This is a genomic window from Stenotrophomonas sp. GD03794 (genome assembly GCF_029842145.1).
Classification (GTDB): domain Bacteria; phylum Pseudomonadota; class Gammaproteobacteria; order Xanthomonadales; family Xanthomonadaceae; genus Stenotrophomonas; species Stenotrophomonas riyadhensis.
On record NZ_JAOCFV010000025.1, the window covers coordinates 1 to 21,164 of the forward strand.

At 67.1% G+C, this 21,164-nt stretch carries 20 protein-coding genes; 5 read left to right on the forward strand and 15 right to left on the reverse strand.

Annotation, left to right across the window (positions count from 1 at the left end):
- The 5 genes from N5D91_RS14170 to N5D91_RS14190 all read right to left on the reverse strand — a co-directional run.
- Positions 1-311, reverse strand: a 311-nt coding sequence (locus N5D91_RS14170; RefSeq protein WP_279922696.1) for a hypothetical protein, incomplete at its 3' end; no start/stop codon positions are given.
- 77 nt (positions 312-388) lie between these two features.
- Positions 389-1,330: a DegV family protein gene (locus N5D91_RS14175; protein WP_164162269.1), complete on the reverse strand. Its 942-nt coding sequence runs from the start codon at positions 1,328-1,330 to the stop codon at positions 389-391.
- 95 nt (positions 1,331-1,425) lie between these two features.
- The gene (locus N5D91_RS14180) at positions 1,426-2,058 is read right to left on the reverse strand and encodes a 2-hydroxychromene-2-carboxylate isomerase (protein ID WP_110713620.1); all 633 of its coding nucleotides are present in this window, start codon (positions 2,056-2,058) and stop codon (positions 1,426-1,428) included.
- A 20-nt stretch (positions 2,059-2,078) separates the two neighbouring features.
- Complete coding sequence (locus tag N5D91_RS14185; RefSeq protein ID WP_180854352.1) at positions 2,079-3,362, reverse strand: amidohydrolase family protein; 1,284 nt, start codon at positions 3,360-3,362, stop codon at positions 2,079-2,081.
- On the reverse strand, positions 3,362-4,771 hold the full coding sequence (locus N5D91_RS14190) for an amidohydrolase (protein ID WP_153854492.1): 1,410 nt from the start codon (positions 4,769-4,771) through the stop codon (positions 3,362-3,364). The genes N5D91_RS14185 and N5D91_RS14190 overlap by 1 nt, the downstream gene beginning before the upstream one ends.
- Positions 4,772-4,925: 154 nt before the next feature.
- On the opposite strand from N5D91_RS14190, the gene N5D91_RS14195 reads away from it, so the two are divergent.
- Complete coding sequence (locus N5D91_RS14195; RefSeq protein ID WP_005414446.1) at positions 4,926-5,702, forward strand: AMP nucleosidase; 777 nt, start codon at positions 4,926-4,928, stop codon at positions 5,700-5,702.
- Positions 5,703-5,745: 43 nt separating this feature from the next.
- Entirely contained in the window at positions 5,746-6,285 is a 540-nt protein-coding gene (locus tag N5D91_RS14200; protein WP_110713615.1) for a DUF924 family protein, read from the forward strand.
- A 77-nt stretch (positions 6,286-6,362) separates the two neighbouring features.
- On the opposite strand, the gene grxD is transcribed toward N5D91_RS14200, so the two are convergent.
- Positions 6,363-7,289, reverse strand: coding sequence for a Grx4 family monothiol glutaredoxin (gene grxD / locus N5D91_RS14205; protein ID WP_049421809.1), 927 nt, complete (start codon positions 7,287-7,289; stop codon positions 6,363-6,365).
- Positions 7,290-7,348: 59 nt separating this feature from the next.
- Between grxD and N5D91_RS14210 the strand changes: the two genes are divergently transcribed.
- Positions 7,349-8,128, forward strand: a complete 780-nt coding sequence (locus tag N5D91_RS14210) for a polysaccharide deacetylase family protein (RefSeq protein ID WP_180854351.1) — start codon at positions 7,349-7,351, stop codon at positions 8,126-8,128.
- Positions 8,129-8,273: 145 nt separating this feature from the next.
- Here the strand turns inward: N5D91_RS14210 and N5D91_RS14215 are convergent, their stop codons facing one another.
- Genes N5D91_RS14215 through N5D91_RS14225 form a run of 3 tightly spaced genes read right to left on the reverse strand, consistent with a single transcriptional unit; the run spans position 8,274 to position 10,893 of the window.
- Positions 8,274-8,993: a class I SAM-dependent methyltransferase gene (locus N5D91_RS14215; RefSeq protein ID WP_153854489.1), complete on the reverse strand. Its 720-nt coding sequence runs from the start codon at positions 8,991-8,993 to the stop codon at positions 8,274-8,276.
- 4 nt (positions 8,994-8,997) lie between these two features.
- A complete protein-coding gene (locus N5D91_RS14220) occupies positions 8,998-9,615 on the reverse strand; it encodes an SGNH/GDSL hydrolase family protein (protein ID WP_180854350.1) in 618 nt (205 codons plus the stop codon).
- Between the two features lie 3 nt (positions 9,616-9,618).
- Positions 9,619-10,893 carry a pyridoxal phosphate-dependent aminotransferase gene (locus tag N5D91_RS14225; protein ID WP_110713611.1) on the reverse strand — a complete coding sequence of 425 codons (1,275 nt, stop codon included), beginning with the start codon at positions 10,891-10,893 and terminating at the stop codon, positions 9,619-9,621.
- Between the two features lie 114 nt (positions 10,894-11,007).
- Here N5D91_RS14225 and rsgA point away from each other — a divergent pair, with 114 nt between their 5' ends.
- Positions 11,008-12,117, forward strand: a complete 1,110-nt coding sequence (gene rsgA / locus N5D91_RS14230; protein ID WP_110713610.1) for a ribosome small subunit-dependent GTPase A — start codon at positions 11,008-11,010, stop codon at positions 12,115-12,117.
- 209 nt (positions 12,118-12,326) lie between these two features.
- Complete coding sequence (locus tag N5D91_RS14235) at positions 12,327-13,580, forward strand: flavohemoglobin expression-modulating QEGLA motif protein (RefSeq protein ID WP_110713608.1); 1,254 nt, start codon at positions 12,327-12,329, stop codon at positions 13,578-13,580.
- A 440-nt stretch (positions 13,581-14,020) separates the two neighbouring features.
- Here N5D91_RS14235 and N5D91_RS14240 read toward each other — a convergent pair whose 3' ends face one another.
- The 6 genes from N5D91_RS14240 to N5D91_RS14265 all read right to left on the reverse strand — a co-directional run bounded on the left by N5D91_RS14240 (position 14,021) and on the right by N5D91_RS14265 (position 21,133).
- Positions 14,021-16,318 carry a TonB-dependent receptor gene (locus tag N5D91_RS14240; protein WP_164162879.1) on the reverse strand — a complete coding sequence of 766 codons (2,298 nt, stop codon included), beginning with the start codon at positions 16,316-16,318 and terminating at the stop codon, positions 14,021-14,023.
- A 160-nt stretch (positions 16,319-16,478) separates the two neighbouring features.
- Positions 16,479-17,021: a hypothetical protein gene (locus N5D91_RS14245; protein ID WP_110713604.1), complete on the reverse strand. Its 543-nt coding sequence runs from the start codon at positions 17,019-17,021 to the stop codon at positions 16,479-16,481.
- Positions 16,996-17,616: a hypothetical protein gene (locus N5D91_RS14250; RefSeq protein ID WP_228756285.1), complete on the reverse strand. Its 621-nt coding sequence runs from the start codon at positions 17,614-17,616 to the stop codon at positions 16,996-16,998. Before N5D91_RS14250 ends, N5D91_RS14245 begins: the two co-directional genes overlap by 26 nt.
- Before the next feature lie 207 nt (positions 17,617-17,823).
- Complete coding sequence (gene phbB, locus N5D91_RS14255) at positions 17,824-18,564, reverse strand: acetoacetyl-CoA reductase (protein ID WP_005419193.1); 741 nt, start codon at positions 18,562-18,564, stop codon at positions 17,824-17,826.
- Between the two features lie 25 nt (positions 18,565-18,589).
- The gene (locus N5D91_RS14260; RefSeq protein WP_012481220.1) at positions 18,590-19,918 is read right to left on the reverse strand and encodes a CitMHS family transporter; all 1,329 of its coding nucleotides are present in this window, start codon (positions 19,916-19,918) and stop codon (positions 18,590-18,592) included.
- Positions 19,919-19,993: 75 nt separating this feature from the next.
- Complete coding sequence (locus N5D91_RS14265) at positions 19,994-21,133, reverse strand: porin (RefSeq protein ID WP_153854486.1); 1,140 nt, start codon at positions 21,131-21,133, stop codon at positions 19,994-19,996.
- Positions 21,134-21,164 lie beyond the last annotated feature (31 nt).

Consider the following 21,164-nt stretch of genomic DNA (forward strand, 5'->3'; position numbering starts at 1 on the left):
CTGCCGGCCAGCAGGCGCAGGCGCTGCTTGAACACATCGCTGTCGATGCGCGTGGTGGCCACAAGGTTGATGCGCAGGTCCTTCTGTTCGCCGGTCACGGTGGCATCCGGATCGGTCACGCCCCACTGCGGTTCCACCGCATCCGGGTCGGGCTGCTTGGCCTTCCAGCGCTCGAACAGCGTGCCGCTGCGCAGGGCGTCCTGCAGCTCTTCGGCAAAACCGGCGGCGCCCTGCGAATGGAAGGACAGGTCAGGGTCGTTGCCGCGGGCCTTGGAGGGATCGGGCAGGCTGATGTGGTACTGCGCAGGCATGGAGTTCTCCTTGAAGTGCGGGAAGACTGGCACAACCGCGGTGGAATCGATGTGCAGATCCGCGCCGCGCTGGGGCCTTACTCGAACCGATGCGGCCCATCGGCGAAGCCCACGGTGACCGCGCCCTTGCCGACGTTGACCATGCCGGTCAGGCTCATCACCGATTCGTACACGGTCACGCCATGGCTGGCGCAGACCTCCTTCAACTGGGCGTAGCCGGGAAGGCTGCGCAATTCGTCCAGCTCACCGCCGTAGCTGACGCAGACCGTCGGCGTCATCAGCCCGGCACGCACGCGCTGGCCGACCACCGAAAACAGTTTCTGCACGGCGTTGTCGAAACCCTTGATCTTGGCCACCGGTCCGGTCTCGCCCCGGTACCCATGCAGCACCGGCTTGATGTCCAGGGCACTGCCCAGCGCGGCGCTGAGCAGGCCGACGCTGCGGTCGCCCTTGTGCCGTGCACGCGCGCGCATGTAGTACAGGTCGCGGGTGACCATGTAGCCGTGCACGTTGCTGGCCAGTTCTTCCAGCCGTTCGCGGATCTGCTGCACGCTGGCATTGCTGTCGCGCAGGCGTACCGCTTCCACCGCGGTTACCGCCTGCGCGGCGAACAGGTTCTGGGTGTCGAGCACGCGCAGCGCGAATGGCGAGTTGTAGCCCGCCGCCTGCCGAACCGGCTTGTAGTCGTTGAGGATGGCGAAGCTGGCCTGCAGCGCGTTGTCATGGATCGGGCTGCGGGTCTTGGTGATGGTCATGCAGAACACGTGGTCGTAATCGATCACCAGCTGCTGCAGGAACAGGTCGCGGATCTGGTTGACGCTGAAGGGGATGGTCTCCGCTTCAGCGCCGTGCTCGGCCACGTGCGCGTGCAGGAAGCTGAGGGTAGCCTGCTCATCGCGGTGATCGGCGAGCACGGCTTCGCCGATGCGTACGGTGATCGGCAGCAGCACGATGTTGTGCTCGGCGATGAAGTCCTGTGGCAGGTCGCAGGCCGAGTCGACGACGATTCCGATGCGCATCCGCGGCTCCCCCTCCAGGGCGGTTGTAGGTTCGGAAACGTGAAATCTATCTCAAAACCCGGCGTGGCGCGCGAGGGAAACGCGCCACGCCCTGTTCAGCGATTGCGCTGCACCGCCACTGGCAGGGTGGCCAGCCGTTGCCATTCGGGCTGCTGCAGCAGGTCAGGATCGGCCAGAACGGCAGCCATCAGCGGGTGCGCATCGTTGCCCCAGAACAGTTCATCGTCGATCGCCAGGGTCGGCACACCGAACACGCCGGCGCTGATCGCGGCCTCGGTGTTGCGGCGCAGCTGCTCCTTCACCGCCGGGTCGGCGATGGCGCTGGCGACATCCTCGATACCCAGCTGCGCAGCAGGTTCGCGCAGGGCGTCAGGGCTGTCGGCCGCGTTGCCGTCGCGCCAGATCCAGTCGAACAGGACGTCCACCGCCTGCACGCTGGCGCCGGCGGCCAGGCACAGGCGCAGGGCGGACAACGGGTTGAACGGATGGCCCGGTGGGAACCGCAGCGGTGTGCCCTCGGCCTGTGCGGTCCACAGCAGCTGGCGGTAGATGAAGCGGCGCTTGGCCGGGATCTCGGCTGGCCCCAGGTTGCCCAGGTGGTGCAGCACCGCACCGAAGGCGATCGGTACGGTCTGGATCTGCGCGAACTGCGGCAGCCGCTTCAGCTTCTGCCAGTGCAGGTAGGAGTACGGAGAGATGAAGTCGAAGTACCAGCGCAGCGTCGCCATCGGTGTGTCCTCGTGTGCGGTCAGGGCTGCGCGTTGCGCTGCAGGTAGCGGTCACGCAGTTCGGTCTGGCGCGAGCGCATCGGCATCGCACGGCCGCCCAGCCAGACCTGCTCGGCATAGTGCACCACGTCCAGCGGATCGCCCTCCCACAGCACCAGGTCGGCGCGCTTGCCCGGCTCGATGCTGCCGATCTGGTCGGCCACCCCGAATGCCTGTGCAGGCACCCGGGTCAGCCCAGCCAGGCCATCGGCCCACGGCAGACCGTTGGCCACCGCGTTGCCGGCCAGCTGGCGCATCTTGCGCGCGTTGTGGGTGGCGTCACCGCGCTGCACGAAGGAAACCGCCACGCCGGCACGCTGCAGGCGCGCGGCGTTTTCCAGGGTGGCGCCGAGCTGGTCGAAGCTCGCCGGCAGGTTGGCCAGCACGTCGACGAACACCGGCACGTGCGCGGCGGCCAGCTCCGGGGCCACCTGCCAGGCTTCGCTGGCACCGGCGATGGCGATCTTCACCTTTTCGCGGGTGGCCCAGCGCAGCAGCTGGCGGATGTCGGCGGCGCGATCCACCTCCACCACGATGCGGCCCTGGCCGGCCAGGTAGCGACTGAGTGTGCGGCGTCCAGCCGGCGTCAGCAGCGCGTGCGGCGAGTCCGCAGCCACCTGGCCGCGTGCTTCGTCGATCATCTGCTGCAACAGCATCCATTGCGCGGCGCGCGAATGCCCGGTCAGTTCGGAGGCTGCCGCGCCGATGCGCAGGAACAGGGCACGCGGGCCGATCGGATCGGTGCTGCCATCGAGCCGCATCACGCCGCCCTGGCCGGCGACGAAACCACCGCCGGTGGCAGCGCCCAGCGCAGTGAAGCCGATGCCTTCCAGGCGCGTGACCGGAATCAGCACCGAGGCCGGGTTGTAGGCGAGCGTGACGTCGAATTCCGGGCGCAGCGGCTGCTCACCGAGCTTCAACGAACTGTCCACCGTGCTTGATTCACCCGAGACCTCTTCGATACCGGTTTCGGTGATGCCACCAAACAGTGCCGGTGTCAGGGGACGGCCATTGGCCTCGACCACGCTGGCGCCGGCCGGCGCCGACAGGCCATTGCCCACCGCACGGATGATGCCGCCCTGCACCAGCACGTCCGCGTTCTGCAGGCTGCCACGTGCGCTGGCGGTGTGCACCGTTGCGTTGCGCACCAGCAGGTCCTGTGCCTGCGCGGATGTGGAGATGCAGGCCAACACCATGACAGTAGCGCCGAGCCATGCTCGGCTGCCCTTCGCGGCAGACTGCGCCAATCGCTTGAGCACCACCATCAGCGCACCTCCTGGCCAAGCTGGAAATCGGAACGCGGCGTCGCTGCCGGTGCACTGCGGTCGTACAACCTGCGGCCATCAATGAAGACCTGCTCGGCCAGCGCATACGAACTGAAGGGGTTGCCGTTCCAGACCACCACATCGGCCATCTTGCCGGCTTCCAGGGTGCCGGTCTGGCCTTCAATGCCCAGCGCCTTGGCGGCGTTGGCGGTCATCCAGGTGATGGCGTGTTCGGGCGTGATCTCCGGCATGCGCGCGCGGCGCGCGGACGCCATCACCTTGGCCGCTTCCTGGTTCAGGCGCTGGATGCCCTCGGGTGAATCGGAGTGGACGATGGCGCAGCTGTTCTTCGGCCGGTCGACCAGCGCGATGTTCTCCGGGATGCCGTCGAAGGCTTCCATCTTGAAGCCCCACCAGTCGGCCCACAGCGCACCGCAGACGCCGTCGGCGGCCAGCCGGTCGGCCAGCTTGTAGGCCTCCACGCCGTGGTGGAACGCAGCGACCTTGAAACCGAACTCCTTGGCCAGGTCGAGCATGGTGGCCATCTCGTCGGCGCGGTAGCAGTGGATGTGCACGCGGATGTCGCCTTCGATCGCGCCGGCCAGCGTGTCCAGCTTGAGATCGCGCTTGCCGCCGGCATCACCGGCGCTGTCGCCCTTGTCACTGCCGAACCAGCCCTTGCGCTTGGCTGGCTTCGGCTTGTTCTTGGCGATGTAGTCGGCGGCATCGATGAAGGCGGCGCGGTAGCCGGCCACGTTGCCCATGCGCGTGGCGGGTGCAACGCCCTTGCCTTCGCCATAGACGCGCTTGGGGTTCTCGCCGCAGGCCATTTTCAGGCCCCACGGTGCACCGGGGAACTTCATCGCCTGGTAGGTCACCGCGGGTACGTTCTTGAGGGTCACGCCGCGGCCACCCACCAGGTTGGCCGAGCCCGGCAGCACCTGCATGCTGGTCACGCCGCCGGCCAGCGCGGTGGCGAAGCCCGGGTCCTGCGGCCACACCGAGTGCTCGGCCCAGACGTTGGCGGTGACCGGTGCGGTCATCTCGTTGCCGTCGCTGTGCGCGCCAACGCCGGGGCTGGGGTACACGCCCAGGTGCGAGTGCACGTCGATCAGGCCCGGCGTGACCCACTTGCCCTGCGCATCGATGCGGGTGACACCGGCGTCGGTCTGCAGCTGGCGGCCGACGGCGACGATGCGACCGTCGCGCAGCAGCACGTCGGCATTGTCCAGGCGCTGGCCGGTGCCGGTCAGCACGGTGGCGTTCTGGATCAGCACCGGCGCATCGGGATGCGCCTGGTAGGTGCTTGGGTAGGGATCGGCGACGAAGCGCGAGGCGCCCACCGCCGGTGCCGTGCTCAATGAAAGCAGCGCCAGTGCCACCCCGGCGCGCAACAACGTCGATGCCATGCAGTTCCCCTTGCAGCGTGATCCAGCCGCCGACGCTAGCCGGGCGGCGGGGCGTTGCCAAGTGACCTTCTTCACAGGCTGGCCGACGGCGGCTCGACGGCACCGCCCCGCTGACCGAAAATAGCCGGTCCCCCCGCCGTACCGGTTCCCCGCCATGAAGAGCAAGCAGGAAATTGTCGACAACTGGCTGCCACGCTATACCGGCGTGCCCCTCGACCAGTTCGGCCAGCACATCCTGCTGACCAACTTCGGCGGCTACCTGCATACCTTTTCGGAGCTGACCGGCGCGCCCGTCATCGGCCTGGACCGGCCGATGGCCAGTGCCACCATCGATGGCATCACCATGATCAACTTCGGCATGGGCAGCCCCAATGCCGCGATCATCATGGACCTGCTGTCGGCGGTGATGCCCAAGGCCGTGTTGTTCCTGGGCAAGTGCGGTGGTCTCAAACGCAAGAACCAGCTGGGCGACCTGGTGCTGCCGATCGCGGCGATCCGCGGCGAGGGCACCTCGGGTGACTACCTGCCGCCGGAAGTGCCAGCGCTGCCGGCTTTCGCGCTGCAGCGTGCGGTCTCGACCATGATCCGCGACCTCGGCCACGATTACTGGACCGGCACCGTCTACACCACCAACCGCCGGGTCTGGGAGCACGACGAGGCCTTCAAGGAGCGCCTGCGGGCGATGCGCTGCATGGCCATCGACATGGAAACGGCCACGGTGTTCGCCGCCGGCTTCGCCAACCACATCCCCAGTGGCGCGCTGCTGCTGGTCTCGGACCAGCCGATGATCCCCGACGGGGTCAAGACCGAGGCCTCCGATGCCAAGGTCAGCTCCCAGTTCGTGGAAAACCATATCCAGATCGGTATCGAGGCGCTTAAGCTTATCCGGCGCAACGGCAAGTCGGTCCGCCACCTGCGCTTCGACGAATGATGATGATGGCCGCGCGCAGCGCGCCGGCCCTGGGGAGTAGGTGATGGACGTTGCCGCGCAAGTGGTGGATTTCTGGAAGGAGGCGGGCCCGGCGAAGTGGTTCGCCCGCGACGATGCGTTCGACGCGCAGTTCCGCCAGTTGTTTCTGGACGAGCATTTCGCTGCGGCGTCGCGCGCGCGCGAGCATTGGCTGGGCAGCGCCGAGGGCGCACTCGCCTTGATGCTGCTGCTGGACCAGTTTCCGCGCAACTGCTTCCGCGGTACCGCCCATTCCTACGCCACCGATGGCCTGGCGCGGCACTACGCCATGCGCGCGATCGAGGAAGGCCTGGACCTGCAGCTGGTGCCGAAGCTGCGTGCCTTCATCTACCTGCCGTTCGAGCACTCCGAGGACCCGTTGGACCAGGACCGCTCGGTGGCGATGTTCGACGTGCTGGGTGACAAGGAATACCTGCAGTACGCCGAACTGCATCGCGACATCATCCGCCGCTTCGGCCGTTTCCCGCATCGCAACGCCGTGCTGGGTCGCATTCCCTCGCCGGAAGAACTGGATTACCTGGCCGAAGGCGGTTTCGCCGGCTAAGAAAAAGGGGACGGAGGGGATTAAGTCGTTTTTGCCACAAACGACTTAATCCCCTCCGTCCCCTTTTTCGGTGCCGATCAGTACTTCGGCACGCCGTTGTCGACGTCTTCCGACCAGGCGTTGATGCCGCCGGTGACGTTGAAGACCTTGGTGAAGCCCAGGGCGCGGAACTGCTCGGCGGCCTGCGCGCTGCGGCCACCGTGGTGGCACATGAAGGCCAGTGCGGTGTCCTTCGGCAGAGCTTCCAGCGCGGCGCGGCCGTTGCCGTCGAAGCTCTTGAACGGCACGCCGACGGCTGCGATGGCGCGCTCGTCAGCCGGGCGCACGTCCACCAGGGTGATGTTGCCGGCACGCACCAGGTCGTCGGCATCACGCACGCTGATTTCCTGCACCGGCTTGGGCGCATTCGGGTTGTCGATCGCCAGGCCCTTGCCGCGGATGTCGTCCACCCAGTCGATGGTGATGCCGTTGGCGCGACGCGCGCTGGCCAGGTCGAACTGCACGCGCAGGCCGTTGGACTCGGCGGCAATCGCGCCTTCGTCGTGCGGGGCCAGCTGGAAGTTCGGCTGGAAACCGGCGTCGATGGACAGCTGCAGGGCAGCGCCCGGAGCATCGGCCAGCGCACCCTTGAGCATTTCCACGGCGGCCGGGGTGACGGTGATGCTCGGCGGGGTACGGTCCGGCGCAGCCAGGCCCAGCACGCTGCTCAGCTCGCCGCTGGCGGCCATCTGCAGCACGATGTCGCTGCCGCCGACCAGTTCGCCGTCGATGTACAGCTGCGGGATGGTCGGCCAGTCGCCATAGGCCTTGATGCCTTCACGGATTTCCTGGTCGGCCAGCACGTTGACGTGGGCGAACTCGACGCCGAGGTCCTGCAGGGCGCCCACGGCCTTGGCCGAGAAGCCGCACTGCGGCATCGACGGCTGGCCCTTCATGAACAGCACGACGCGGTTGGCGTTGAGGATGGATTCGATGCGCGAACGCAGGGCGGGATCGAGGGACATGGACGTCGGGGTTCCGGGAATTCGAATCATCAATTCTAACCCCCATGGCATCATGGGGGATGAGCAACGCAGGAACATTGCATCGCATCCCGGCCCGCCCCTGGCGCTGGCTGCCCTGGCTGGTGGCGTCGCAGCTGGCCGTGATCCTGGTCTGGGCCCTGGCCGGCTGGCACTGGGGGCTGCCACTGATGGTGGCCAGCCATGCGCTGTTCATGGTGCCGGTGTTCCTGCCCAACAGCCGCTTCTATGCGCCGGTGCTGAGCCGGCTGCCGGAGGCCGGCAACACGGTATGGCTGACGATCGATGACGGCCCCGGCCCGGAAACCCGCGCCGTGCTCGACCTGCTGGACCGCCACCAGGCGCGCGCCACCTTCTTCCTGGTGGGCGAACGTGCGCTGGCGCAGCCGGAACTGGTAGCCGAGATCCTGCGCCGTGGCCACGACCTCGGCAATCACAGCCACAGCCATCCGCAGGCACGCTTCTGGCGGCTGGGCCCGGCCGCGATGCGCGCCGAGATCGAGGGTTGCCAGCATGCATTGCAGACCCTGGGTGGCCAGCCGGTGCGCTGGTACCGCTCGGTGGTGGGCATGACCAATCCGTTCGTGGCGCCGGTGCTGCAGCGGTTGGGGCTGGTCCGGGTGGGCTGGAGTGCGCGCGGCTTCGACGGCATCGACTGCACGGCGCAGGGCGTGCTCGATCGGCTGCTGCCCGACCTGCGCCCGGGCGCCATCGTGCTGCTGCATGAGGGGGCTGCCCACGGTCACAACCTGTCGATCATCGAGCGCGTGCTGCAGGCGCTGGACGAGCGTGGCCTGAAGGCGCAACTGCCGGCCCTGTAACCCAGGGTTCTGGTCGCTTGAGGCAGCCGAGCATGGGCTCGGCTCTACAAGGGCTGGCGATCATCCTGTAGCGCCCGAGCCGATGCTCGGGCGGCGGTGCGCAGCACCGGAAGACGTCGGAGGGCAGCCGGGCGTGAGCTCGGCGCTACAACGAAGGGCGTTCGGCCACCAGCAGCCAGCTGTTGAACGGGGTACGCCCGTGCAACGGCCGGGGTGCAGTCACCTGCAATCCAGCTTCGGTCAGCGTCGCCTGCAGTACCTGTGGATCGGGGTAGTGACGCGGCCGTGTGCCCATCCAGCCGACCAGCCAGGCCAGCCGGTCAGCCACCCGCGTGGTGCGGTCGCGGCTGTCGCCGGTGGCCAGCGGCGTGCGCAGCAGCAGGCGACCACCCGGGGCCACCCGTGTGCTTGCCGCGTGCAGCAGCGCCTGTTGCGGCCCCGCGTCCAGATACTGCAGTACGTCCAGCAGCAGGACGTGCCCGGATTGGGCCGGCAGCGGCGCCTGCACATCCAGGCAGTCGAAGTGCACATCGGGCAGGTCGGCGGCTGCACGCCTGGCACGCGCGATCTTGCCGGCATCCACGTCCAGGCCCAGGTAGCGCTGGCTACCGCCGCGCTGGCGCAGCACATGGGCGAACAGGCCGAGGCCGCAACCCAGGTCCAGCACCGGCTGCCCATCGTCAGGCAGATGCTGCAGCACGCCGTCGTACAGCGGATCGCTGCCAAGTTTGCCGCGTGTGTAGTAGTAGTCGCGGCGGCTCCCCCAGACCTGCGCCGGCCGGAATGCGTCGGCGATCAAGCGGGCTTGCGGGGCCGCCAGGGGAGTGCAGGGCAGGGGCGTGCCAGTCCGTGGCGTGCCGTCCATCGCCTCAGTCCGTGCCGCCAAGCAGGTGCGCGGCCACCGGCAGGGCGCGCGCGCTCCACAGCGCGTACATCCGCGCCGAAGGATGCAGGCCGTCCTCGGCAATCATCGCCGGGTCGTCACCGTGGTCACGGCTGATATCGGTGATGTCGACGAAGGCCACCCCCTGCTGGGTGCTGATCACCTCGGCAGCCGCGTTGAACTCGTCGGTCTCGATCTCGATGGCGGCCAGGTCGCGGCCACTGCTGGCGCCGAACGGGGTCGCACCCCAATCGGGGAAGGACAGCACCAGCACGCGGCCGGCATCACCACCAGCGAAGCCGATCGCCCGCTGCAGCAGGGCCTGGAACTGGCTGCGGTATTCGTCCAGTGGACGCCCGCGGTACTGGTTGTTGACGCCGATCAGCAGGCTGACGAAATCGAACGGCCCCTGCGGCGCGGCTGCATCGATGCCCGCATCGAGCTCGTCGGTGGTCCAGCCGGTGGTCGCAATGGTCTGCGGATCGGACAGCTCAATGCCCTGCGCACGCAGCGCGGTGGCCAGCTGGTGCGGCCAGCGGCCTTCGACTGCAACCGCTTCACCAATGGTGTACGAGTCACCCAGTGCCAGGTAGGACAGCGCCACCACTCAGGCCACCGAGCGGCGTGGCTTCAGCGGCACGACCTTGGTCGCGTCCTCGGCACGGCGGGCCAGGGCACGGTCAATGCGCGCGAATACATCGCGCATCACCGAGGCTTCCGGCATCAGGGTCACGCGGAAATGGTGGCGGTAGGGCACGTTGAAGCTCGAGCCCGGCACCACCAGCACGCCCTCGTTGTTCATCAGGTCCAGCGCGAAGTTGTGGTCGTCGAAGCCCTTCGCCGCAGCGCCGACCACGGCCGGGAACGCGTACAGCGCACCGGCGGGAGCGACCAGCGACAGGTGCTCGCTGGCTTCGCAGGCCTCGATCACCGCGCGGCGGGTTTCATACAGGCGACCGCCCGGCGTGCACAGCTCGGAAATGGTGTCCGGGCCGTTCACCGCGGCCTCGATGGCGTACTGGCCCGGCACATTGGCGCACAGGCGCAGCGCACCGAGCAGGTCCAGCGCCGCGCGGAAGTCACCCAGGCGGGCATCATCGCCGCTGAGGTGGGCCCAGCCCACGCGCCAGCCGCAGGCGCGGTGCACCTTGCTCAGGCCGCTGAAGGTCAGGCACGGATGATCACCGGCCAGCGGTGCGACCGGCTGGAACACCGCGTCGTCGTACAGGATCTGGTCGTAGATCTCGTCGACCAGCAGCAACAGGTTGTGGCGGCGCGCGATCTCCACCACGCGCTCCAGCAGTTCGCGCGGGTAGCTGGCGCCGCTGGGGTTGTTCGGGTTGATCAGCACGATGGCGCGGGTGCGCGAGGACACCAGCGTCTCGATCTCGCTCGGGTCCGGCTGGAAGCCGTTCTCCGGTGCGCAGCGGTAGTACACCGGGCGGCCATCGTTGAGGATGGTCGAGGCCGACCAGAGCGGATAGTCCGGCGAGGGCACCAGCACTTCGTCGCCGGGATTGAGCAGCGCACGCAGCGACAGGTCGATCAGTTCGCTGACGCCATTGCCGAGGAAGACGCGGTCCGGATGGGCATCGGGCGCGCCACGGCGGGCGTAGTACGCCGCGATGGCTTCACGTGCCACCGGCAGGCCCTGCTGGTGGGTGTACGGGTCGGTGCGGCCCATGTCATCGGCGATCGCGCGCTGCAGGTGCTCAGGCGCACGGAAGCCGAAGGCGCCGGGGTTGCCGATGTTGAGCTTGATCAGCTTGCGGCCCTGCGCCTCCAGCTCCCGGGCTCGCCGCGCCAGTTCTCCGCGGATTTCGTAGCGCACTTCGGAAAGGCGCTCGCGGATGGCCAGGGGCTTGGGCGAGTTGGTGGACATGGGAGCTGGGCCGTCAAAAGGCATGGGGCTTCCATCCTACCGGAATTGCTGCAATGCATGGCAAGGGCTCGGGCCCCGTCAATGCTGGGCTGGCAGGGCGCCGGCACAGGTAGAATGGCAGTGATGACCCAGACCCCCGATTTCATCGCCCTGCAGACCATCGGCTGGCCCTGGCCGGGCCCGGCGCAGCAGGCCGACTGGCAGGCCGCCATGGCCGCTCACCCGCAGGCCCGCCCGGCGCGGGTGATCGAACAGCACCGCACCCACTATGTGGTGGCCGATGGCCCGGATGCGTCGATCAAGGCCGAGTCGCTGCCGGAATGGCAGCGCCCGCGCTTCCCCAGCCATGAACGGCCGGCGGTAGGTGACTGGGTATTGCTCGACGGCATCCGCATCGTCGCCCTGCTGCCGCGGCGTACCGCGATCAAGCGCGGTGCGGCCGGCGAGCACTATCACCAGCAGGTGATCGCCGCCAACATCGATACGGTGTTCATCGTCTGTGGCCTGGATGCCGACTTCAATCCGCGCCGCATCGAGCGCTACCTGCTGCTGGTCGGTGGTGGTGGTGCCGAACCGGTAGTGGTGCTGACCAAGGCCGACCAGACCGAGTACAGCGAGGATGCGCTGGCGGTGCTGGAAGAGCTGGAGATGCAGGGCATCGCGCTGCATGCGATCAACGGCCTGGATGCCGACAGCGTGGCGGTGCTGCAGCCGTGGCTGGGCCCGGGCCGCACGGTGGTGCTGGTCGGTTCCTCCGGTGCCGGCAAGTCCACGCTGACCAACACCCTGCTCGGCGAGCAGCGGATGAAGACCAACGCAGTGCGCGCCAACGATTCACGTGGCCGCCATACCACCACGCACCGCGCGCTGATGCCGTTGCCGATGGGCGCCTGCCTGATCGACACCCCGGGCATGCGCGAGTTGAAGCCGACCGGTGAAGAGACGCTGTCCGAAGGTGGCTTCGCCGACATCGAAGCGCTGGCCGCACAGTGCCGCTTCAACGACTGCAAGCACCAGCAGGAACCGGGCTGTGCCGTGCGTGCAGCGATCGAGGCCGGCGAGATCGAAGAGAGCCGGCTGCTGAACTACTTCAAGCTGAAGGAAGAAGTCGCCGCCGCCGCCGCCAAGCTGGCGGTGCGCCAGGCCGAGACCGCGCAGGAACGCGGTGGCAAGAAGGGCAAGGGCCAGCAGTTCCGCCCGGCAGGCAAGCCGCGTCGGCGCTGATCGGTATCGCGGGGTCGGATCCCATTGCACCGCAATGGGCTCTGACCCCTGCAATGAACCCGCGTCTGCCTGCTTCGGGTGGGTGCCAACTGCCCGCTCCTGGTAGGTGCCAACCTTGGTTGGCACGAATCTGTCCGCAGCCCGCCCTCGGCGGATGCCAACCCAGGTTGGCACCTACCAACGTGCGGGCAGAGCGCTATAGTCCGCGCATGGAACCGATCGCGACGCTGGACCGTGACGTGGCCCACCATGCAGCGCTCGATGCGCGTCTGGTCGAGGCCGTGGGAGGCATCCGCCTGCTGGGCCTGACCAGCTGGCCAGCAACGGTGCAGGCACCGTTCCTGGCCAGCGTGGCGCGTGGCCAGCCGGTACTGCCGAAGGTGGATTACCCGAAGCTGGACTTCAGCGAAGAACGCCGCGCACTGGCCGCGATCGCCGCCGACTGCGACGACAGCCATCCGTTGGGTCACTACGTGCGGCAGTCGGCGCAGAGCTGGGACCTGGCTGCACAGCTGCTGGAAGGGCTGGGCACTGCTGCCGTCGACTCCTGTTCGGTGCAGCTGTTCGGCGCCCCCGAGCAGCCGCTGCCGGGCAATGGCCCGAGCACGCGCGAAGCGGCGCGCCACTTCATCCAGATTGCCGCCGAGCTGGACCACGAACTGCTGGCACCGGAAGAGCAGGTGCCGGTCTCGGCCATCGCGCTGCAACTGCAGCTGCAGAACGATCTGGACGCCTTCTTCGAATCACGCATCATCCAGGTGCAGCTGGATCCGGAACTGGTGTCCAAGGCGGCTGCAGGCCCGACCCGCATCCGCCTGCGCACCAGTGCGCGCTTCAGTGCCTACGACCGCGCGCAGCTGTTCCACCATGAAGCGCTGGTGCATTCGCTGACCGCCCTGAACGGCCGCGAGCAGCCGGTGCTGCCGAGCCTGGCACTGTCCTCGCCGCGGGTGACGGCAACCCAGGAAGGGCTGGCCACCTTCGCCGAGCAGATCACCGGCAGCATCGACATCGAGCGCCTCAAGCGCATCAGCCTGCGTACCGAAGCGATTGCGATGGCGCGCGAAGGCGCCGATTTCATCGAAGTGTTCCGCTATTTCTGTGATGCCGGGCAGAACGCGGAAGAGAGTTTCGCTTCGGCGCAGCGCGTGTTCCGCGGCGTGCCGCCAAGTGGCGGTCTGGCCTTCACCAAGGACACGGTGTACCTGCGCGGCCTGGTGTCGGTGCATACCTTCTTCCGCCACATGCTGGCCGAGGACCGCCTGCAGGTCTGCCGCTGGTTGTTCGCCGGCAAGATGAGCCTGACCGATGCGATCGCGTTCGCGCCGTTGTTCGAGGCGGGGGTGCTGAAGCCGCCGCGCTGGCTGCCGCATTGGGTGAGCCGGGCGAACGGCCTGGCCGGCATGCTGGCGTTCTCGCTGTTCGCCAACCGGATACGGATGGACCAGCTGGCGCCGGAATGAAATGCGTTGGCGGGATGATGCGCTGGCGCCTCGATTGATATCGCTGGGCGGCGGTGGGGCACCCTGGCCAGGACACGCCGTAAACCCATCCATGGGGGCTCGATCGGCGCATCCATGCGCCTCACGGTCCTGGCCAGGGTGCCCCACCGCCGCCAGACAGTTTCCCGCGCGGGCGGCAGCACATCACCGCGCCGAAGGGATTGCGCTTGAAAAGCAAAGAGCCGGGCAGTGCCCGGCTCTTTGCTCTTGCTCTTGCTTTCCATTGCCTCCGCGCCGGCGCGGGGAACTGTCCAGCGTGGGTAGGCAGGCCCATGCAGGACCGTGAGGCGCATGGATGCGCCGATCGAGCCCCCATGGATGGGTTTACGGCGTGTCCTGCATGGGCCTGCCTACCCACGCTATGCAGGAACAATCAACGCGCCGCAGCGCCCGCTTTCGATTTAGAACTCCGCCGCCACCGTCATGAACAACTGCCGCGGTGCGCTCGCATGGATCGCATACCGCGTGCCCTTCGGATCGGTCGGTGCGAACGAGCTCAGCTGGCCGGCGTAGCGCTTGTTGGTCAGGTTGGTCGCGTTCAACGACACCCGAACGTTGCGCAGGCCCAGGCCCGGGCCGAAATCGTAGCCCGCACCGGCGTCGAAGGTGGTCACGCCCGGCACCGACTGGTCGTTGGTGTAGGTGTAGTAGCGCTTGCCGGTGTACTTGGCTCGCAGGCTGGCGAAGAAGCCATCGCGGTTCCAGCTGATTTCACTGGAGGCCATGCGCTGCGGCGTATCCACGGTGATCTTGCCGGCCACCGGCACCACCGCACCGCCGGACAGGTAGTCGTCCTCGTAGGTGGTCTTGTTCCAGGACAGCGCGTTGTACCACTGCAGGCCGTCGATCGGCTTGAGGATGAAGGTCAGCTCCGCACCGTGGCTCTTCACCGAACCGACGTTGATGAAGCGCGTCACGCACTCCGGACGCGTGCCGACTTCGATGCTCGAGCACGGGTTCAGCGACAGCAGGCGGTTGTCGAACTTCACGTTGTAGGCCGCGATCGACGCCTGGTACTTCTCGCCGAAGGTACGGAAGCCGGCTTCCAGACTCTTGGACTTCTCCGGCTCCAGCCCGGCGCTGGCCGCGAACGATTCCGGCGACACCTGCAGCGGGCCACCGCTGCCACCGCCGACGAAGGCGGCGATGTTCTCGGCGTACGAAGCGAACAGCTCGTTGTTGGCGTTGAGCTTGAAGCCCAGGCCCACCTGCGGCAGTACCGACTTCTTGGCGGTCAGCGTGCCCGAGGCGATGCTGGTTTCCACGCCCGGCTGGGCGGTGGCGCGCATGCGGGTGTTGGGGCTCTTGATGCCGACATCCACGGTCAGGCGCTGGTCCAGGAAGCGCATGCGGTCCTGTACGTAGAACTGGCGGGTGCGGATGTCGAAGTCCTGGTTGAACAACAGGCGGTCCGGGTTCTTCAGGTACAGGTCGTCCAGGAACGGACCGCTGATGTAGTAGAAGTTGCGCGACACGTTATGGTCGTTCTGCTCGTACCACAGGCCGGCTTCCAGTTCGTGGATGCCCACCGTCCACGACAGCGCGGCGGTCAGGCCATCGCGGTTGATCGTGTAGTTGGTGCTGCGGATCGAGATCGGCAGCATCCTGTCGGTACCCGGGTAGGACGGCTGGCCCGGTGCCCACCAGTGGCCCTGGCCACGGTTGTCGTGGTGATAGGCCAGCAGCTTCAGGCGGCCCTGCTCGCCCAGGCGCAGGTCGGCATCCACCGAATACAGGTTGTCGTCGCGCAGCGCACGGCTCTGGTAGTACGCATCGTCGATGCTGTTGACGCCGCCGCTGAATGCGCAGCGCGCCTTGTTGTAGGTGCCCGGCGCGCAGTACGCGGCGGCGACGGCGCGATCCCAGTCCGGTGCATAGATGTTCCAGTCATAGCCCAGGCCGCGGGCCAGCATGTCCTTGGACAGGTAGGCGTAGTTGGCCTGGCTGGCGCGCGAGGTGGCCACGAACGCACCGAAGCGGTGGTCGCCGACATTCCACACCGCCTTGGCGTTGAACTGGCGGGTGGTCTGGTTCTGGTACGGCGCGGCCCACATGTCCTGGTCCTGGTGCACGCCGGACACATAGGCCGAGAAGCCGTTGATGTCGCCGGTATCCACGCGCAGGTAGCCACGGCGCTGGCTGTTGTCGCCGACGGTGACGCTGGCGCGGCCACCGAATTCGGTGGACGGGTCCATCGAGAAATACTGGATGGTGCCGCCCAGGTTGCTGGTCGAGGCCACGCCCAGCGAACCGATGCCCTGCGACAGCTCGGCACCGGCCAGGTTCTCGGCGATGATCGCGCGGGCGATGCTCAGGCCGTTGTAGTTGCCGTAGCTGTTGTCGCCCAGCGGGATGCCGTCCAGCGTGTAGCCCAGGCGGCTCTTGTCGAAGCCACGCAGGCTGATGGTCTGCGATTCCTCGTTGGCACCGAAGGCGTCGTTGGACTGCACCGACACGCCAGGCAGGCGGTCGAGGATCTTCTGGCCGCTGGTGCCCGGCGGCAGCACCTGCTTGTCGACGGTGGTGATGCGCTGCACCTGGCGGGTCTCGCCCTGGCCGATCACGGAGACGGTATCCAGCGTCTGCGCGCTCAGCGCGGCCTCGGTGCTGGCGCCGGTATCGGCGGCGGTGGCGGCATGGGCGCTGGCGGCGGCGGAGAGCGCGATCGCCACGGCGATCGTCAGGTGTCGGGTCTGCATGGTGGTCCGTTGCATTTGGGGTGGTCACCGGCACGCGTGCGCGGTGCATGGCCACTATGCGAACGGAACATGAAACCGTCTTTACGAAAAACCAACGAACGATGCAGGGCAGTGGTGTGCGTCCTGCAACCTGTTCGTCATGGTGGTATGTCGGTGGGAATCAGAAGCGCTCCCCTGGCCAGCTCAATTTGAGCTGGTCCATGCAGTCACGGTCATGTTCGGAGAATGAGAACCCGATCTGGATGCCGTTCACTACCGTACCGAACACCGTGGACTCGTCGAGGCTATGCCCTGACGGGACGGAAAGGACGTTGAAGTCGGGGTAGCGACGACCCATCTGCTTTCGCGAGATGCAGGCGCCGCCCAGCGACAGCGTAATGCCTTTGATGATTCGCCCCGACGCATCGGTGTAGATCTGGCCAGAAGGCCCCTTGATCCTCCCAGCGACCACGAATGGCGCCAGATCGATGGTGGCGCTGTCGCCCCGGCCCCTTCTTGCTTCCGAACGCGAGCCGGCCGGAGCCAGGGGTGACAGCTGCGCGACAAGGTCAGAGCGTGCCAGTTGCAAGGACCAGCGCTCCACGAGCCGCCAGGTTGCGTCCGCCTCTTCCGCAGTGGCAGCGGACGTGGCTGCAGCTGCAGAACCGGCAACCAACAGGCTCAGGAGCAGAAGAAGTTCAGGGACGGGCTGCGATCGCTTCATCGTAGATTCTTCCGTAGAAGTCGTTGTAGTTCTCGCCGGTGGTTGAAGTTACGTTGTTGTCGCAGAACAGCTTACCTACCCGCCGGTCCAGGTCTTCACCGCCGGCATCGGCCTGTGCGATGAGGCCAGGACCGTTGGATGCAGCTACGCCGATGTCGTAGTACCCCAGGCTGGTCACCAGAAGCTCACTGCGCGCGGTGAGGTTGTTGAGTACCGCTTTCCCCTCCATGGTGCAGAAGTGCTGGATGAACGCACCTCGGGTGCTCAAGGCGATACCTTCGAAGTACAGTGCGTGTCCCACTTCATGGGCAATGGCTGCGATCCGGAAGTAATAGCCTGCAATGTCGGAGGAATCGCAGTCGAAGGACTGGATGTAGATCCGGATGGGATTGCGATTGGTATAGGACGCGGGAGCCCAGGCGAAGGTCCACTCCGGATGGCCGGTGATCTGCGCGTCGAGCGTGGGCGCGCCTGGGATCAGCCAGTCGGGGCAGCCCAGACCCGTGATCACCCGCATGGGCGGGGGCTCCGCGCGGGCCGGTGTCGCCAGCAGCGTAGTGGCGACCACGAGAAGCGCAATCAGCAATGCACGCATGCCAACCTCCTTGATCCGCGATTCCAGCCGTTCATCCATCGGGCTCAGCGAGCGCTGGCAGGTATAGCACCGGTTCTGCCGATGTATCGGGAAGTGCGTCTCAGAAATGCAGAAACAAAAAGGGGCCGGATCCCCCTCGCGAACGAAGGTTCACCGGCCCCGCGCACTCCGTGGGGGAGGCGGTCCACGCACTCCGTGGGGGAGGGCTCAACCCATGTACAGGCCACCGTTGACCGGATAGTCGGCGCCGGTCACGTACGAGGCTTCGTCCGAGGCCAGCCACGCGCACAGGCCGGCCACTTCCTCGGGGCGGCCGAGGCGGCGCACCGGCACCGAAGCGGCCAGCCGATCCAGTACATCCGGCGGGAAGCTGCTGATCGCCTGGCTGGCGATGTAGCCCGGCGACAGCGTGTTGACGGTCACCCCGCGCGAGGCCACTTCGGCGGCCAGCGCACGGCTGAAGCCATGCATCGCGGCCTTGGCGGTGGCGTAGTTCACCTGCCCGATCTGGCCCTTGTGCGCACTGACCGAACCGATGTTGATGATGCGGCCCCAGCCACGCGTGGCCATCCCATCGACCACCTGCTTGGTCAGGTTGAACAGCGCATTGAGGTTGGAAGCGATCACCGCGTTCCAGTCTTCCACCGTCATCTGCCGGAACAGCAGGTCGCGGCTGCCGCCGGAATTGTTGACCAGTACATCCACCTCGCCGACTTCGGCGCGGACCTTGGCGAACGCCGCGCTGGTCGAGGCCCAGTCGGTCGCGTTGCCTTCGGAGGCGATGAAGTCAAAGCCCTGTTCGCGCTGCTCGCGCAGCCAGTTGGCCTTGCGCGGCGAGTTCGGCGCGCAGCCGGCAACCACGGTGTGGCCGCTGCGGGCCAGGCTCTGGCAGATGGCAGTACCGACACTGCCCATGCCGCTGGTGACGTAAGCGATTCGAAGCGTCATTGCAGAAGGCTCCTTTGGTAAGGGATCAGGCCGCGAGCGGGTACAGGCCGAACAGCAGGCTGCCGACCATCAGTAGCATCGAGATGGCGATGGCCCACTTCAGGGTGAACTTCTGGTGGTCGGCGAACTCGACCTTGGCCAGGCCCACCAGCAGGTAGGTGGACGGCACCAGCGGGCTGAGCAGGTGCACCGGTTGGCCAGCCAGCGAGGCACGCGCCATTTCCACCGGGGTGATGCCGTAGTTGCCGGCGGCCTCGGACAGGATCGGCAGCACGCCGAAGTAGAACGCGTCGTTGGACATGAAGAAGGTGAACGGCATCGACGCCACCGCCGTGATCACCGCCAGGTACGGGCCCCACGATTCCGGAATCACCGCCAGGAAGCTGTGCGACATCGCTTCGACCATGCCGGTGTTGTTGAGGATGCCGGTGAAGATGCCAGCGGCGAAGATCAGCGACACCACCGACAGCACGTTGCCGGCGTGGTTGACCACGCGGCGGCGCTGCTCGGCCAGGTTCGGATAGTTGATCACCAGGGCGATGGCGAAGCCGACCATGAACAGCACCGGCATCGGCAGCACGCCGATGATCAGCGCGGTCATCAGCGCCACGGTCAGGGCCAGGTTGACCCACAGCAGCTTCGGACGCTTGATGTCCTCGGCGTCTTCCACCGTCGGCAGCGGATTGCTGTCGTCGGACACGCTGTTGTCCATCCAGCTGCCGCCCTTGGGCAGGGTCACCACGCCCAGGCGACGCCGTTCCTTCAGGCCCAGGTACCAGGCCAGCAGCAGCACGCCGGCACAGGCGATCACCATCGACGGGATCAGCGGCACGAACACATCGGCCGGATCCACGTGCAGCGCGGTGGCCGCGCGTGCGGTCGGGCCGCCCCACGGGGTCAGGTTCATCACGCCGCCGGCGAGGATGGTCACGCAGGTCATGTTCAGCGCGTTCATGCCCAGCCGCTGGTACAGCGGCAGCATCGCCGAGACGGTGATCATGTAGGTGGTCGAGCCATCACCGTCGAGCGAGATCAGCATCGCCAGCACCGCGGTGCCGAGCACGATCTTCATCGGATCGCCCTTGACGAAGCGCAGGATCACCCGCACCAGCGGATCGAACAGGCCGGCGTCGATCATCACGCCGAAGTAGAGGATGGCGAACATCAGCATCACGCCGGTCGGCGCGATCTTCTTGATGCCCTCCAGCATCATCTCGTCGATGCCGGCGCCGAAGCCGCCGATCAGCGCGAACAGGATGGGGATGGTGATCAGGGCGACGAGCGGCGACAGGCGTTTGCTCATGATCAAGTACATGAACGTAATGACCATGCCAAAGCCGAGGATGCTCAGCATCATCTGCGGACTCCTTGCGAAAACAGGACGTGGGGGAGTGGAAAAGGCCCGGGCGGCGTGCCCGGGATGCCGGGCTTAGAAGTCGTACTGCAGGCGGCCGGTGACCGCGCGCGTGCGGTCCACCGTGACCCCGGCCAGGCGGTCGCGGTTGCGGCTTTCGATCACGTTGAGCATGAAGCGCAGGTTGTCGCGCAGGTACCAGTTGCCACCCAGCGTCCACGCTTCGGTGCTGCCGCGGCGCAGGTCGGGTGCACCGTCGAGGTGCTGTGCGCCCCACATCTGGTCGTAGCGCAGCGCCACTTCGAAGGCACCGGCCTTGTGGCGGATATCCTTCACCCGCGCGAAGCGGCCGGTCTTGCGGTCGTAGGCGCGGCTTTCGCCGGTGACGAACCAGCTGAGCATGCCGTAGGCGGCCATCACGTCACCGCGCTGCGCGCCGTCGTCGAAGGTGGCGCCACTGAATTCGCCCTGCCACGACAGCGGGCCGCGCACCTGCGCGTATTCCAGCGACCACTTGTTGACGTCGGTATCGCGGCCGGCGGAGAAGTTGACCAGGGTCAGGCGGCTTTCATCGGACAGATGGCCGGCCGGGCGAGGGCGGATGCTCAGGCCCGGGGTGCCGTTGGCGCCGGGGTTGTCGTAGGCCTCGCGGGCCAGCGACAGGCCCAGGTGCAGCACGTCGCCCTCGCTGGGCGAAGGTGCCCAGGTGACGCGGCCACCCGCGGCGCGGCCCTTCACCTGCCAGGCGTCGATGCTTTCCAGGCTGTAGATGCTGGCCGCCCAGGTGAAGTCACCGGGGTTGGCCTGCCACGACGCACCCAGGCGGTACAGCGGCGCCAGCGTGGTGCCGGCGTTGCCGCGCTCCAGGAAGCTGCCGTAGTTGGAGCTGGTGCGGTCATCCAGCGAGAAGTACTGCTTGAACTGGCCCACGGTCAGCTTGCCGGCCTTGCCGAAGCTGCGTGCCAGGTACACGTCCTTGGCCTCGACGCGGTCGCCGGAGAAGTCAGCTTCCAGCTTGTAGTCGACCACGAAGAACTTGCCGGACACGTCCAGCCAGGCGCGACGGATCTCGGTGTCGTCCTTGTTCGGCGTACCGCGGTTGTCGTTGTCGAAGGTGGCGAAGTCCAGGTGCAGGCGGCCACCGAGGGTGGCGGTGACCGGGCGGTCGTCTTCGGCGGCGAAGGCCGGCGCCGACAGGGCAGCCAGAGCCATCATGGCGGCAGGACGCCGCCAGGCAAACGTGAAT